Origin of the sequence: Carboxydocella thermautotrophica, assembly GCA_003054495.1 — a bacterium.
In the GTDB taxonomy this organism is placed as follows: Bacteria; Bacillota.
The window spans coordinates 1,198,805-1,212,500 of sequence record CP028514.1; the positions used below are offsets into that span (position 1 = coordinate 1,198,805).

Annotated in this window: 19 protein-coding genes (1 of these 19 only partly in view); 17 read left to right on the forward strand and 2 right to left on the reverse strand. The window is 48.0% G+C overall.

Annotation, left to right across the window (positions count from 1 at the left end):
- Positions 1-5: 5 nt before the first annotated feature.
- The 13 genes from CTH_RS05960 to CTH_RS06020 all read left to right on the forward strand — a co-directional run bounded on the left by CTH_RS05960 (position 6) and on the right by CTH_RS06020 (position 11,005).
- Positions 6-2,651, forward strand: a complete 2,646-nt coding sequence (locus CTH_RS05960; protein WP_078664780.1) for a CBS domain-containing protein — start codon at positions 6-8, stop codon at positions 2,649-2,651.
- Complete coding sequence (locus CTH_RS05965; RefSeq protein WP_078664779.1) at positions 2,644-3,276, forward strand: site-2 protease family protein; 633 nt, start codon at positions 2,644-2,646, stop codon at positions 3,274-3,276. Before CTH_RS05960 ends, CTH_RS05965 begins: the two co-directional genes overlap by 8 nt.
- Before the next feature lie 26 nt (positions 3,277-3,302).
- Complete coding sequence (trpS, locus tag CTH_RS05970) at positions 3,303-4,289, forward strand: tryptophan--tRNA ligase (RefSeq protein ID WP_078664778.1); 987 nt, start codon at positions 3,303-3,305, stop codon at positions 4,287-4,289.
- Positions 4,290-4,303: 14 nt separating this feature from the next.
- Positions 4,304-5,074 (forward strand): segregation/condensation protein A, encoded by a 771-nt coding sequence (locus CTH_RS05975; RefSeq protein WP_318262796.1) that lies wholly within the window; start codon positions 4,304-4,306, stop codon positions 5,072-5,074.
- Complete coding sequence (scpB, locus tag CTH_RS05980) at positions 5,071-5,610, forward strand: SMC-Scp complex subunit ScpB (protein ID WP_078664777.1); 540 nt, start codon at positions 5,071-5,073, stop codon at positions 5,608-5,610. Before CTH_RS05975 ends, scpB begins: the two co-directional genes overlap by 4 nt.
- A 55-nt stretch (positions 5,611-5,665) precedes the next feature.
- On the forward strand, positions 5,666-6,292 hold the full coding sequence (locus tag CTH_RS05985; RefSeq protein ID WP_079906653.1) for a hypothetical protein: 627 nt from the start codon (positions 5,666-5,668) through the stop codon (positions 6,290-6,292).
- Positions 6,270-6,707 carry a GerW family sporulation protein gene (gene ytfJ / locus CTH_RS05990; protein WP_107753327.1) on the forward strand — a complete coding sequence of 146 codons (438 nt, stop codon included), beginning with the start codon at positions 6,270-6,272 and terminating at the stop codon, positions 6,705-6,707. Before CTH_RS05985 ends, ytfJ begins: the two co-directional genes overlap by 23 nt.
- Before the next feature lie 78 nt (positions 6,708-6,785).
- Positions 6,786-7,199: a nucleoside triphosphate pyrophosphohydrolase family protein gene (locus CTH_RS05995; protein WP_078664774.1), complete on the forward strand. Its 414-nt coding sequence runs from the start codon at positions 6,786-6,788 to the stop codon at positions 7,197-7,199.
- A gap of 62 nt (positions 7,200-7,261) precedes the next feature.
- Positions 7,262-7,843: a nucleoside recognition domain-containing protein gene (locus CTH_RS06000; protein ID WP_078664773.1), complete on the forward strand. Its 582-nt coding sequence runs from the start codon at positions 7,262-7,264 to the stop codon at positions 7,841-7,843.
- Positions 7,834-8,373, forward strand: coding sequence for a spore maturation protein (locus CTH_RS06005; protein ID WP_318262798.1), 540 nt, complete (start codon positions 7,834-7,836; stop codon positions 8,371-8,373). The genes CTH_RS06000 and CTH_RS06005 overlap by 10 nt, the downstream gene beginning before the upstream one ends.
- 19 nt (positions 8,374-8,392) lie before the next feature.
- On the forward strand, positions 8,393-9,127 hold the full coding sequence (locus CTH_RS06010) for a pseudouridine synthase (RefSeq protein WP_078664771.1): 735 nt from the start codon (positions 8,393-8,395) through the stop codon (positions 9,125-9,127).
- 15 nt (positions 9,128-9,142) lie between these two features.
- Positions 9,143-9,613 (forward strand): GNAT family N-acetyltransferase, encoded by a 471-nt coding sequence (locus tag CTH_RS06015; RefSeq protein ID WP_159071854.1) that lies wholly within the window; start codon positions 9,143-9,145, stop codon positions 9,611-9,613.
- A gap of 45 nt (positions 9,614-9,658) precedes the next feature.
- The gene (locus CTH_RS06020) at positions 9,659-11,005 is read left to right on the forward strand and encodes a glucose-6-phosphate isomerase (RefSeq protein WP_079906656.1); all 1,347 of its coding nucleotides are present in this window, start codon (positions 9,659-9,661) and stop codon (positions 11,003-11,005) included.
- A gap of 41 nt (positions 11,006-11,046) precedes the next feature.
- On the opposite strand, the gene CTH_RS06025 is transcribed toward CTH_RS06020, so the two are convergent.
- Entirely contained in the window at positions 11,047-11,265 is a 219-nt protein-coding gene (locus CTH_RS06025; RefSeq protein ID WP_078664768.1) for a hypothetical protein, read from the reverse strand.
- A 59-nt stretch (positions 11,266-11,324) separates the two neighbouring features.
- On the reverse strand, positions 11,325-11,834 hold the full coding sequence (locus CTH_RS06030) for a hypothetical protein (RefSeq protein ID WP_078664767.1): 510 nt from the start codon (positions 11,832-11,834) through the stop codon (positions 11,325-11,327).
- Positions 11,835-11,931: 97 nt separating this feature from the next.
- Between CTH_RS06030 and CTH_RS06035 the strand changes: the two genes are divergently transcribed.
- The 4 genes from CTH_RS06035 to CTH_RS06050 form a co-directional block, all read left to right on the forward strand.
- Positions 11,932-12,171, forward strand: a complete 240-nt coding sequence (locus CTH_RS06035) for a hypothetical protein (protein ID WP_078664766.1) — start codon at positions 11,932-11,934, stop codon at positions 12,169-12,171.
- A gap of 81 nt (positions 12,172-12,252) precedes the next feature.
- Positions 12,253-12,846 carry a cob(I)yrinic acid a,c-diamide adenosyltransferase gene (gene cobO, locus CTH_RS06040; RefSeq protein ID WP_078664765.1) on the forward strand — a complete coding sequence of 198 codons (594 nt, stop codon included), beginning with the start codon at positions 12,253-12,255 and terminating at the stop codon, positions 12,844-12,846.
- A gap of 21 nt (positions 12,847-12,867) precedes the next feature.
- Positions 12,868-13,326, forward strand: coding sequence for a hypothetical protein (locus CTH_RS06045; protein WP_078664764.1), 459 nt, complete (start codon positions 12,868-12,870; stop codon positions 13,324-13,326).
- Between the two features lie 62 nt (positions 13,327-13,388).
- Positions 13,389-13,696: the 5' portion of a hypothetical protein gene (locus CTH_RS06050; protein ID WP_078664763.1), read on the forward strand. Its footprint extends 163 nt past the window's final position; 308 of the gene's 471 nt are visible here — the first part of the coding sequence; it begins with the start codon at positions 13,389-13,391; its stop codon lies beyond the right edge, outside the window.

The window sequence follows — 13,696 nt, forward strand, 5'->3', positions numbered from 1 at the left end:
CGGAGATGGAGATAATTATCAGCCACAGCAATACGGATTTCGACGGGCTGGCAGCCATGGTGGCTGCCAAAAAACTGCATCCGGAAGCTGTTCTGGTGGCAGCTGGGAAAATGTGCCGCAATGTAGAAGAGTTTATGGCCCTTTATAAAGATACTTTTCAGATCAGAAAGGCAAAAGAAATTCCGTTAAATAAAGTCAAGAAAGTGATTGTTGTTGATACCAAAACCGCTTCTCGCCTGGGACCAGTGGCTAAAATCATCGGTAAACCCGGCCTGGAAGTGATTATCTATGACCATCATCCCCGCAATGAAGAGGATGTAAAAGGCCAGGTGGAAGTGGTGGACCAGGTGGGGGCCACCACCACCTTGCTGGTGGAGGAAATCCAAAGGGCGGGCTTGCCTCTGCATCCATTGGAAGCCACTTTGCTGGCCATCGGTATTTATGAAGATACCGGCTCCTTGACCTTTACCACAACCACGGCCCGGGATGCGGCAGCAGTGGCATATTTACTTCGCCAGGGAGCTAACCTGAAGCTCCTGGCGGAATTCATTGAACGCCCCCTGACGGAAAGCCAGAAACAGTTGCTTAACCGCCTGATCATCAATGCCCAGCATCATCTGGTCAATGGGGTCAAGGTGTTGCTCAGCCGTTCCAGCGGGGAGGAATTTATCAGCGGGCTGGCATTGCTGGTGCACAAGCTGGGGGAAATAGAAGCAGTGGATGTGATCATTGCGGCAGTAGAAATGGAAGATCGGGTGCAAATTGTAGCTCGCAGCCGCTGCGAAGGGGTGGATGTGGCTGACTTGCTGGAACCCTTTGGTGGGGCTGGTCATGCCAAGGCAGCATCTGCCAGTGTGAAAGATATGACTTTGGATGAAGTTCTCAAGCAACTGGAACAAATCATGAAAGAACGGATCCGGCCCTTGCTAACTGCCCGGGATCTGATGTCAGCTCCCGTTAAGACCGTTTTTCCTCATACCTCCATTGACGAAGCCGGGAAAATCATGTTACGCTATGGCCATTCCGGCTTACCTGTTGTCAATGAAAACCTGGATTTGGTGGGGATTATCTCCCGGCGGGACATTGATAAAGCCCAGCTGCACAATCTGGGGCATGCTCCGGTCAAAGGCTATATGAGCCGTAAGGTGATTACCATTGAACCGCATGTACCTTTGCCGGAAATTCAAAGATTATTGATTGAACATAATATTGGCCGCCTGCCGGTGGTTGAGCAGGGACGGCTGGTAGGTATCGTTTCCAGGACCGACGTTCTGCGAACTCTACACGGGGATTTATTGCCCCATCGCATTCAGGCCGTTTATTTGCCGGAAGAGGACGCCAGCGGGGAGCGCAAGACCATAAAACAGCTTTTGCAGGAGCGCTTGCCGGCGGAAATCACTGATTTGCTGGCTAAAATCAGTTATGTAGCGGCCAAAAATCACCGTCAGGTTTATGTGGTAGGCGGTTTTGTACGGGACCTTTTGCTGGGAGTGGAAAACTTTGATATTGATCTGGTGGTAGAGGGGGATGGTATTGCTTTTGGTCAGGAACTGGCCGAGTTTTTCTGTGGCCGTGTCCGTACCCACGAAAAATTCGGCACGGCCATAGTCATCCTCCCCAATGATTTTAAAATCGATGTGGCCACCGCCAGAACGGAATACTATGAATACCCCGCTGCCCTGCCCAGGGTGGAAAAATCTACCTTACGGGAGGATTTGTACCGCCGCGATTTTACCATCAATGCCATGGCCATCGATTTGTCCCGGGACAACTTTGGTCAGCTGGTGGATTATTTTGGCGGTCGGCGGGATTTAGAAGAAGGGGTGATCCGGGTTCTCTATAATCTTTCCTTTGTAGAAGACCCCACCAGAATTTTACGTGCCATCAGGTTTGAACAGAGATATAATTTCCTAATGGAGACTACCACTTTGCGGCTGGCGCAACAGGCTATTAAGGATCAGTGGTTGACCAAACTATCCTATGACCGGATCAGGGAGGAACTGAAACATATTTTTAGTGAGGACAATCCTTCCAAGGCTATTTTCCGCATGCAGGAATTAGGTCTCTGGGACCTGATTATCCCGGAGCTTAATCTGGACCAGCAATGTTGTCTGGTATTGGAGGCCTTACCCAGGGAGATTTTATGGTTGAAGGAACAAGCGGTAGGCAAGGAGGCATTCCAGCCCTGGCTGGCTTATATGATGGGGTTGTTGTACCGTTTGCCTGTGGCCCAGCAGGAAGAGGTAGTGGAAAGAATGCGGCTGGCAGCGGTAGAACGGGACACTATCCTCGCTGCCATGAAAGCCTGGCCCCAGGTACAGCTGCTGTTGCGGGAATGGCCCCAGATTACCCTGGGCCGATTGGCTGCCCATCTGGATGAATTGGGCTGGGAGGCAGGAGCTTTTTTCCTGGCGGCCACTCAAAAACCGGGTCCCCACGGCATGTTGCAGGCCTATTATGCCCGCAGGCGCGAATTAAAACTGCATATCAGCGGCAATGATCTTATTCAGCTGGGCATTCCCAGAGGACCTGTATATCGTACAATCCTGGCCGAGATCCGCCGTTCTAAACTGGATGGGAAAGCGGTGACGCGAGAGGATGAAATACAATTGGCCAGAGAAATAGCAAGGAGAGAGGGATTTAATGTTTAATGATTTATATTCCTTAATTGCGAGTATACCAGGTTTATTATTGGGTTTTGCTTTCCATGAATTTGCCCATGCCTGGGTCGCCTATAAACTGGGAGATGATACAGCGGCAAGGGAAGGGCGGTTAAATATAAATCCTCTTTCCCATCTGGATCCAGTGGGTACATTGTTGCTCATCTTTACCGGTTTTGGCTGGGCCAAACCGGTTCCTGTCAATCCAGTGCGCTTTACCCGCCGAATAGATATGCGGACAGGGATGATGCTGGTAAGCCTGGCTGGTCCGCTGACTAATGTCTTAATAGCCTTGCTGACAGTAATTAGCTGGGGGTTGTTGGTCCGTTTTGGAATTGAACTATCTCCTGTCCTTGAAATCATTTTGCAGGGAATTCTCAGTATCAATGTAGGTTTGGCAGTTTTCAACCTTCTGCCCATTCCGCCTCTGGATGGCTCCAAAATCCTGTTTGGTCTGTTGCCTTATCGCTATACCCGCTGGCTGGAACTGCTGGAACAGTACTCCTATCCAATTCTTTTCTTGATGCTGCTAACAGGTTTTCATCGGGTTCTTTTAGTTCCCTTGCGGGATGTATTAATTACTTTCTTGCAATTTGTAGCCAATTTAATAGTCTAGCATAGATGGGGAAAGGAGCACAGTCAATGCAGAGAAAAACCATACTTAGTGGCATGCGGCCGACCGGGCGCTTGCATATCGGTCATTTAAGTGTTCTGGAAAACTGGGTTAAACTACAGGAAGAAAATGATTGCTACTTTATGGTAGCTGACTGGCATGCAATTACCACTGCCTTTGAAAATACCGAACAAATAGCGGCCAATACCCGGGAACTGGTACTGGATTGGCTGGCTGCTGGTCTGGACCCGGAAAAGGCGGCCATCTTTGTGCAAAGCAAAGTGCAGCAACATGCGGAACTACACCTGGTTTTTTCCATGATCACTCCTATTTCCTGGCTGGAAAGGGTGCCTACTTATAAAGACCAAATTCAACAGTTTGGTGACCAGGGGAAGGATATCAACACTTATGGTTTCCTGGGCTATCCTTTGCTGCAGGCGGCTGATATCCTCGTCTATCTGGCCGATGCTGTTCCGATCGGGCAGGACCAGTTACCCCACCTGGAGTTGACCCGGGAAGTAGGGCGCCGCTTCAACTATCTCTATCAGACCCAGCTCTTTCCCGAGCCTCAGGCTATTTTGGGGGAGGTTCCCCTTTTGCCGGGTCTGGATGGACGGAAAATGAGCAAATCCTATGGCAATGATATTAGCATGGTAGAAGAGCCGGAAAGCCTCTGGCAAAAAATCCGACAAATGGTCACAGATCCGGCCCGTGTTCGGCGTCAGGATCCAGGCAATCCTGACGTATGTGTGGTTTATACCTATCAGAAAATCTACAATCCTGCGGCTATTGTGGAAATTGCCGAAGGTTGCCGTACCGCTGGTATTGGGTGTATTGACTGCAAAAAGCAACTGGCGGAACGTCTGAATGAAGTAATGACTCCTCTAAGGGAGAGGCGGAGACATTACAGTGAACAGGCGGGTCTGGTGGAAGAGGTTCTGGCTGCCGGGAGGGACAAGGCCAGCCGCAAAGCTGAGGCGACAATGCAACGGGTCCGGGAGGCATTGAAGTTTTAGAAAGGAAGAAGATGGTGGCCTGCGAAATCCAGCTGGAAACATTTTCTGGACCTTTAGATTTATTATGTCATTTAATTGACAAAAACCAGATGAATATTTACGATATCCCCATTGCTACTGTGGTGGAACAGTATCTGGACTACCTGCAAGCCATGCAGGAACTGGATCTGGAGGTTACTTCCGAATTTCTGGTCATGGCCGCCAAGTTGCTGGCCATTAAAGCTAAAATGCTTCTGCCCCGGCCGCGCCTGGAAGGGGAGGAAGAGGACGAGCTGGTCTATGAGGAAGACCCTCGCGAGGAGCTGGTGGAAAAACTTCTGGAATATAAACAGTTCAAGGCTGTAGCCCAGCTTCTGGAAATACGGGAAAGAGAACAGGGCCAGATGTATTTTCGCCAGAACTGTCGCGAGCTGTATGAATATCTCTTTTGCCCCCGGAATCCACTGGCCGGGGTGACGCTGGAACAGCTGCTGGCAGCTTTAAAGCAAGTGCTGGAACGGGCTGAGGACCAGGAAGATCCCAAACCTGTTTCCTATACTCGGGAACAATTTTCGATACGGGATAAAATGCGGGAGATTTTGCGCCACCTGGTCCTCTACCCCGAAGGAATAACTTTTTCTTCCCTGTTTACCAGGCGATCCAGTCGAACCGAGGTTGTTACTACCTTTCTGGCTATTTTAGAGCTGTTTCGGCAGGGCAAGATTGCCCTTTTTCAAAGGCAGCTGTTTGGCGAAATTGAGATTAAAGGCAACAACACCATTATGATTGAGGAGGAACAGGAGTGACCACCCTCTTTTCCGAGGAATTACAGGCAGCCCTGGAAGCGGTTTTATTTGCTGCTACTGAGTCATTGACTGAGGAAAAACTGGCCACAATCCTGGGCATCAGCCAGGAAGAAGTGCAGGAACAGCTGCAAAAATTGCAGGAAGATTTGCAACGGCCGGAACGGGGATTAACGTTACTGCAAGGAACTGAGGGCTGGCGGCTGGTGACTAAACCAGTATTTGCTCATTATATTGAGCGCTTGTTTCGCCCTCAGCAAAGCAATTTTTTATCAAAAGCAGCCCTGGAGACCCTGGCCATTATTGCCTACCGGCAGCCAATTACCCGGAGCGAAATCGAGCTCATCCGGGGAGTGAAAACTGAGAAGGCCATCAATACTCTGCTGGAAAGAGGCCTGATCAAGGAAGTAGGCCGCCGGGAGGGTCTGGGTAAACCTATCCTGTATGGAACAACCGAAATGTTTCTCAGCCACTTTGGTTTGCAAAGTCTGGCTGATCTACCCCCATTGGAGGAATTTCTTACCGCCCTGGAAGAATAGGGCGGTTTTTTTGCGGTTAAATTAACAAGGGATCGAAATTTAAGGGGGAAGTGCGGTGTCGGGCCTGTATTGGTTTCTTATCCTGGCCTTCATAGGCTTAGCTGGTTGGGCTCTTTACCGCCTGCCTGTATATCTGGAATTAAAAATAAAACGCACTGGAACAGAGAAAAAAATAATCTGGCGTTTAGCTCTGGCCAGGCAGGGATGGACTGTGCTTTATTCGGAATGGCCGGCTCAGGAACTCCACTGGCATAAAAAGCAATTGCGTTTTTTCTGGTCAGAAGTGTTGCGGGACTACCTGGGTACCAATCTGAACAATTACCTTTATACATTTGAACCCTGGTTTAACAGTTTGCGCCGTCATGCCCGCGTATTGAGATTGCGCCTGGAACTAGAAGGAGGGTGGCCTTTTGCCCCTCACTTAACTGGCCTCTTTTCTGGTCTGGTCTGGATAGGGGTAGCCCTGGTTAACCGGATGATCCCCCGCTTTTTCGCTCCATCTTCCCGTACAGCAGAATTTGCCTATCGGCCTGATTTCCTTGCCTCGGAATGGCAAATAGGTTTTTTGTGCATAGTAAACCTTTCCTGTGGTCATATTATTAATGCCGCCGGGAAAACGCTCTGGCGGTTATGGAAGTGTAAAAAAGGGGGAAAAGCTGATGGCAGACCAGCATCCCATTGAGGCATTGATGAAAACAGCAATGGAAAGCATCAAGGAAATGGTGGATGTAAATACCATAGTGGGTGATCCGGTAGAAACACCGGATGGGACTGTGATAATTCCCGTTTCCAGAGTATGCTGTGGTTTTGCTGCTGGCGGCGGGGAGTTTGAGCTTTTAGGTGGGGGCAACAAGAAAGATAACAGCCAGGCCATACCCTTTGGGGGTGGTAGTGGTGCAGGAGTATCAGTACAACCGGTTGGATTTTTAGTAGTAGGTCAGAATCAGGTACGGCTCTTGCCGGTTGATGGAAATGCGGTGGTGGATCGATTGCTGGACATGGCTCCCGGTCTTCTGGAAAAAATACAGAACATTGTCAGTGGGAAAAAAAGCAAGGAAAAAGAGGAGAACAAGACAGATATCGGGGCGGGATTATAGTGATAGGGGCTTGTCCCCCTTTTTTCTTTGCGGTATAATTGTTGGTAAAATTTAATGCCACTAAAGGGGTAGGGTCGCATGGAATTACGAGCAGCTGTGGAAGCAATTTGGGCTAATCGTAAGTACAAGGTTTTGGATCCACGGCAGGTGATCAGCCATCTTAATGAAGAAGTGGCAGAAAGCCTCAAGGCTCTGTTACGGGGGGATGAAGAAAGCGCCCGCAAGGAGCTGGAAGATGCCCTTTCCTGTTTGTTTATTGCTCTGAAAGTAATGGATGTGGATCTGGAAGCTGCTATTGAGCGGCAAATAGCTCAGATGCAACGCAGTGCCCGCAATCAGTCAGAACGGGTGATGGTGATCAGGCCGGGAGAAGTGGAACTGCTGGTTCAGGGAGTGCGCAAAGGTGGTTGGTCCATCTGGGGTGAAGAAGATGTTGCAGAAGCGGAAAAAATAGCCAGAGAATTTGGTTTTGCTGTTATTTATGAATTATAAAAAGTTCTTTTCCTCCCGCTCAGAGCGTATATTGAAGGTAGCAAAAGTCGGGAGGTTTTTTTATGCTTAACTGGCTGTGGAGCGGTTTACTGCTTTGCGGTTTCCTCTTTGGGGCTATTAATGGGCAAATAGACCGGGTTCTTCAGGCTGCCTGGCAGGGAGCGCAACAGGCGGTGGAGCTGGCCCTGGGTTTGGTAGGCATTATGGCCTTCTGGCTGGGCATTTTGCGAATAGCTGAGGAAGCTGGGCTGGTAAATGGGCTGGCCAGGCTTTTGCGTCCTCTCCTGATCAGACTTTTTCCTGACGTTCCGGTGCAGCATCCGGCCATGGGCGCAATGCTGATGAATATTGCTGCCAATTTACTGGGCCTGGGCAATGCAGCCACCCCTCTGGGCCTGCTGGCTATGCAGGAGTTGCAAAAACTGAATGGCTACCGGGATGAAGCCAGTAATGCTATGTGTACATTTCTGGTACTAAATACCGCTTGTTTTACCTTGATTCCAACAACAGTCATTGCCTTGCGAGCCAAACTGGGAGCTCAGCAACCTACTGACATTATCGGACCCACGATGCTGGCTACATTGTTCGGGCTGGGAGCTGGCCTGCTGCTGGATCGCTGGTGGCGGAGGAGGCGATGGTGGTGATCACTGCACTGCAAGAGCTTTCCCGCTGGCTGGTGCCGTTTTTTCTGGTTCTGGTGATCTTAGTAGCGGCAGGTAAACGGATTAAAGCCTATGAGATTTTTATCGAAGGGGCAGAAAAGGTTTTTACAACAGCAATAAAAGTGATACCATATTTAGTGGCGATGCTGGTAGCCATTAATGTATTTCGGGCCTCCGGGGCCCTGGACTTTATCGGCAGAGCTTTGGCTCCTGTTCTTGGTTTATTTGATATACCACCGGATTTGCTGGCTTTGGCGATACTCCGCCCACTATCCGGTAGCGGTGCATTGGCTTTGAGTGGTGATATAATGAAGACATATGGCCCGGATAGTTTAATTGGCAGGATTGCTGCAGTTATGCAGGGTAGTACAGAAACTACTTTTTATATTCTGTCCCTTTATTTCGGGTCAGTGGGGATCAAGAAATTTCGGCATGCTCCCTGGGCAGGGTTAGTGGCTGATGCTGTGGCATTTCTGGCAGCAATTGTTATTTGTAAACAGGCTTTTGCTTAATAACAGGGGAGGAAAAAAGATGCCGCTGGAGAGATTGCAAAAAATCCTGGCTAAAGCGGGGATTGCTTCCCGGAGACGGGCAGAAGAACTGATTTTGGCAGGAAAAGTGAAAGTAAACGGCAAAGTGATAAAAGAACTGGGTTTTAAGGCTGATCCCGAGCGCGACCTGATCGAAGTTAATGGTAACAAGATAAAAATTAACGATGAGAAAATTTATATTTTATTATATAAACCGCGAGGTTATGTCACTACCGTCAGAGACCCGCAAGGGCGCCCTACGGTCTTACAATTGCTTAAGGATGTAAAGACCCGGGTTTTTCCCGTCGGTCGCCTGGATTATGACACGGAAGGACTACTTTTATTGACCAATGACGGTGAATTGACCTATGCTCTTACCCACCCGCGCTATAAAGTACCCAAAACCTATTTGGCTCTGGTAGAAGGGGTACCGGAGGAGGAAAAATTGCAGGCACTACGCCAGGGGGTCCCTCTGGAAGACGGGATGACGGCTCCGGCACAGGTCAGGTTAGCAGGCAAGGAAGGCAGAAGAGCCTGGCTGGAGATTACCATTCATGAAGGCAGGAAACGCCAGGTTAGACGCATGTGCCAGTACATAGGTCATCCGGTTCTATTTCTGAAACGTTCCAGCTTCGCTTTTTTAAATTTAAAAGGTCTTAAGAAGGGTGGATATCGTTATCTAAACAGTGAAGAGATCAGGAAACTCAGGCAAATAGCCAGGATTGAGAGGAAATAAATGGGGGAGACCGGGATGATTGTGCGTGAGGCAACCCGTGAGGATTTGTACGGGATTACAGCTTTATGGTATGAACTGGCTGTTTTCCATGAACAATACGGGGAACAATATCGGCTGGCGGCTGGAGCCAGGGAAAATTATTTTCGCTATCTCAATACGCTACTAGCAGATCCTACCAATTTTTTGATTCTGGCAGAAGAACATGGTGAGGTACTGGGTTTTTGCCATGGTATGTTGTTGACCCGGCCCCCAATTTTCACTATTACACGCCTTGGATTTATTTCTGAACTGGGAGTCCGGGCCAGTCGCAGACGGCAGGGCATTGGACAAGCCCTTTTACGCGCTATTCTGGAGTGGTTTGAAAAAAACGGCGTGGAACTGGTGGAAATTGCTAATGCCCAGGAAAATGAAATCGCCCGTAATTTCTGGAGCAGTCAGGGATTTGTTCCCTATATGGAACGGCGGGCCTTCTGGCTTAATCGCTAAACAGCCTGGGCATGCATTATAAATCAAATCCAGAGGAGGTAGCTTATGAAAAACATCACCCTTGACTATGGCAAAGCACTAGCTTTTGTTCGTGAGGAGGAATTAAGCCAGCTGGCACCGGCTGTTAAGCTCGCTCACCAGCTGCTACATGAAAAGAAAGGACCCGGCCAGGAATTCACTGGCTGGGTTGAATGGCCACAAACCTATGATCGCCAGGAGTTTGAGAGAATAAAAAATGCTGCTGCCCGCATCAAGGAACAGGCAGATGCCCTGATTGTTATCGGTATTGGGGGTTCTTATCTGGGGGCCAGAGCTGCGATTGAACTGCTTGGCCACACTTTCCGCAATCAACTTAAGGCGGAGAAAAGACAGGCACCGGAAATTTATTTTGCCGGTAATAACCTGAGTCCGGTATATTTAAAACATCTATTAGAAGTACTGGAAGGTAAGGAGCTGGCACTAAACGTTATTTCAAAATCAGGAACCACAACCGAACCGGCGCTTGCTTTCCGCTTCTTCCGGGAGCTGCTGGAACGCAAATATGGGGTTGAAGGGGCCCGGGAACGGATATATGTTACCACTGACAGGAACCGGGGAGCTTTAAAACGCCTGGCTACCGAAAAAGGCTATGAAACCTTTGTCATTCCAGACGAAATCGGGGGCCGTTATTCTGTGCTTACGGCAGTGGGAATGTTGCCAATAGCTGCGGCCGGGATTGACATTGAGGAAATCATGGCCGGGGCGCGCGAGGCCATGGAGTTGTATGCTAACCAAAACCTGGAACAGAACCCGGCATACCAGTATGCAGCTCTACGTAATCTTTTGTATGCCAAAGGCAAGACTCTGGAAGTACTGGTCAGCTATGAACCCCAGTTACATTCCTTTGCCGAATGGTGGAAACAGTTATACGGAGAGAGCGAAGGTAAAGACGGCAAAGGTATCTTTCCTGCGGCAGTAGAGTTTTCCACTGACCTGCATTCCCTGGGGCAGTATTTACAGGAAGGTTTGCGCAATCTGTTTGAAACCGTTCTCATGTTTGAACAATCTACAGCAGAATTGTTCATACCCGAAGATCCCGATGACAGTGATGGCCTGAATTTTGTTAGCGGGAAGTCGCTGGATTTTGTCAATAAGCAAGCTTTTGCCGGCACTCTCTTGGCCCATGCTGATGGCGGGGTACCGGCACTGGTTGTCAATATACCTGCCAATAATCCATATTATTTTGGCCAGTTAGTCTATTTCTTTGAAAAGGCCTGTGGAATAAGTGGCTATTTACTGGGGGTAAATCCATTTAACCAGCCTGGTGTAGAGGCATATAAAAAGAATATGTTTGCTTTACTGGGTAAACCTGGTTATGAGCAATTACGCCAGGAATTATTAAAAAGGCTATAAAACAGGACACCCCGTTCCCCCTGTGGAACGGGGTTATATTTTTAGTCGATAACATTGTGGTGATGATGGGATAAACGAATGACATCACCACAACCATTACACTTGAATTCTGAAACCCAGCCCTTTTCATCCACTAAACGGGTGTTGAGATGCCGAAATTCTTCACTATCACAGATACCACAACCATGATCCATGTTGATTTCAATGCTCTTCCCCATGCTGTTCAACCGGAAAGTACCAAACTTTTTTACCCGTGGCATGGTTTCCCACCTCCCTGATTCTATTTTAAAATGGGAGGCGGGACTTGGCAAGTCCCAATTTAACCGTAGGGGTAAAGAGCATGGTCAAGATCTCTGTCCCATTTCTTGACTGCATAACCGCCATAATTGGCCAGGAGGTTACCGATCTCATTAATTTTGCTGTTATCTGATTCAATCGCTACCAGGGTATTGCCTTCCAGCACTTCTGTAGCCAGATAGTTAGCCTCCTCAGTATGAACTCCCAGGTAGGACAGAGCATCAGCAATGCTCTTGTCTGGTTGCATAATTGCATCCGCCAGGGGGCCAACAGCTGCGAAGGTACCATGCTTTTCGAGTTCCACTATTTCAACAGGATACAGCCCCTGCAGCGGAGCCAATGGTTCAGACTGGCCATAAATATGACTGGTATATAGGAGTATCCCTTTTGGGCCTCCTAATACCTCTTCATTATCGGATTTTAGCTTAGTAACTACGGAAACCTGATCTGGTCCGAGAAACGGACTGATTTCTTGAACGGCTTTAATGGCATCACCGGCATTGTTAAAAAGAGCTGTTACTACTCTTTTCATAATCACACCTCCAGTAATAGCATTTCTTTTCTGATAAGTTTTCATGTATGGAAGCAGTCTCACTGGTAAATACTACTACAACGAAGGAGGGAGAATAATGCCACGCTGCAATAATTGTGGAAACACAGTGAACTTCTCCAGTTCCCTGATTCCTCCACCTGTCCCCGAGGCCTGTGGTCCCCCGACTGGCCTTTATGCTAACTTTGACGATGAGGGTTTTATCAGTACTATGGAGGCAACGGGAGCAGATCTGGACACGGCGCAACTGGCCTATGAAAACCCCAGGCGGTACTTTGATACTTGCGGGTTATGTGGCTCCAGAGACCTGACCTGGTAGAAAAAAATCCCCTGTCCGGCAGGAAAAGTGCCAGACAGGGGAGAATAATTTTTTTAGCTTCAGGGAAGGGAGAAGGAGAAAATGCGTCAGCGCTTAACACAGGGGCTAATTCAGGTTTATACAGGGAATAGCAAAGGAAAATCTACGGCTGCCTTTGGCCTGGCTTTACGGGCTATTGGTCATGGTTTTAAAGTTTATATTATTCAATTCATGAAAGGTAGCGGTTATTATGGGGAGCTAGCTACCTGGCATCGCCTTTATCCTTACATTCAATTCAGCCAGTACGGTCGTGGCTGTCCCTACAGTCACCTTATTCGCCAGGGGGAAGATTCTTGCCGGGGATGTGGTCAATGCTTTGTCAAAAAAGGGGAAGCTACAGCCGAAGATATAAGACAAGCTGCCATGGCTTTAGAAAAAACTAGAAAGATCATGGCTACCGATGAATTTGATATTATTATTTTAGATGAAGTACTAAATGCAATTTATTTTGAGCTAATTTCCACGAAAGAAGTTCTAGAACTGATCAATAATAAGCCTCCTCTGGTGGAGTTGGTCCTAACCGGGCGTAATGCTCCGCCGGAAATCATTGCAGCGGCCCATCTGGTTACAGAAATGAAAGAGATAAAGCACCCATTTCAACAGGGAATTTCAGCGAGAAGGGGTATTGAGTATTAGAAAAAGTTTGGAGGTTTATCTATGGTTAAATCTCTGGAAAATAACCAAGTTGTAATATCACCGGTACGGGCGAGAATTCGCCTGGATTTTAAAGGGACTGGAAAGAAAGCTTTATTTGGAGGTAAGTCTCCAGAAAAAATGGCTGAAGAAATCCGGGATCAGCAGGCAGCATTGCTGCGGAACGTACCCTGGCAAGGGGTAATTGTCGAAGAAATAGACATGGGTCTAGACATCTATACCGTGACTGATGAAGTGGATGGCAGGGAAATGGCCTTTGCGCCCTTGATTATAACTGTCCGCTGTGATACCCTTGAGGAGATTTTGCCCTTTATTGTGCGAGATGAGTTTCGCAAGATTGAAATCCTTGCTCCTGCGGACTTTGTCATGGATAGGTTGGAAATAGAACGACTGCTGTTTCGTCTTTTTACTGAATTGAAGAGAACCAAAGAATTATGGGAGAAACGTCTAAACAATCGATAATCAAACAAATTTTTACATAAGAGACCAGGAGGCAGGCATATGATATTGCGGGAGGGATTATTATGCCTGCCTGGGATTATGTATTTCGAGCTATTACGGCAGTAGCCATCTTAACAATTTTGAGCATAGGCTTTTATCAATTGTGGGACAATTCAATACCAATGGAGGGGTATTTTAAAGTCTCAGCCTTTTTAGAAAATCATCAGGACCCCAAGGGACATATATATTACTCTGAAGAAGCTATATCTGTTTTTAGCACCGAACAAAATCAAGCAGATTATTACTGGCGCCTCATACCTGAAAACTTTAGCCAATCAGCTGCAATAATAGTAGAAAGAAATGGTATAGCGATTGCAGATTTTTTACTGGG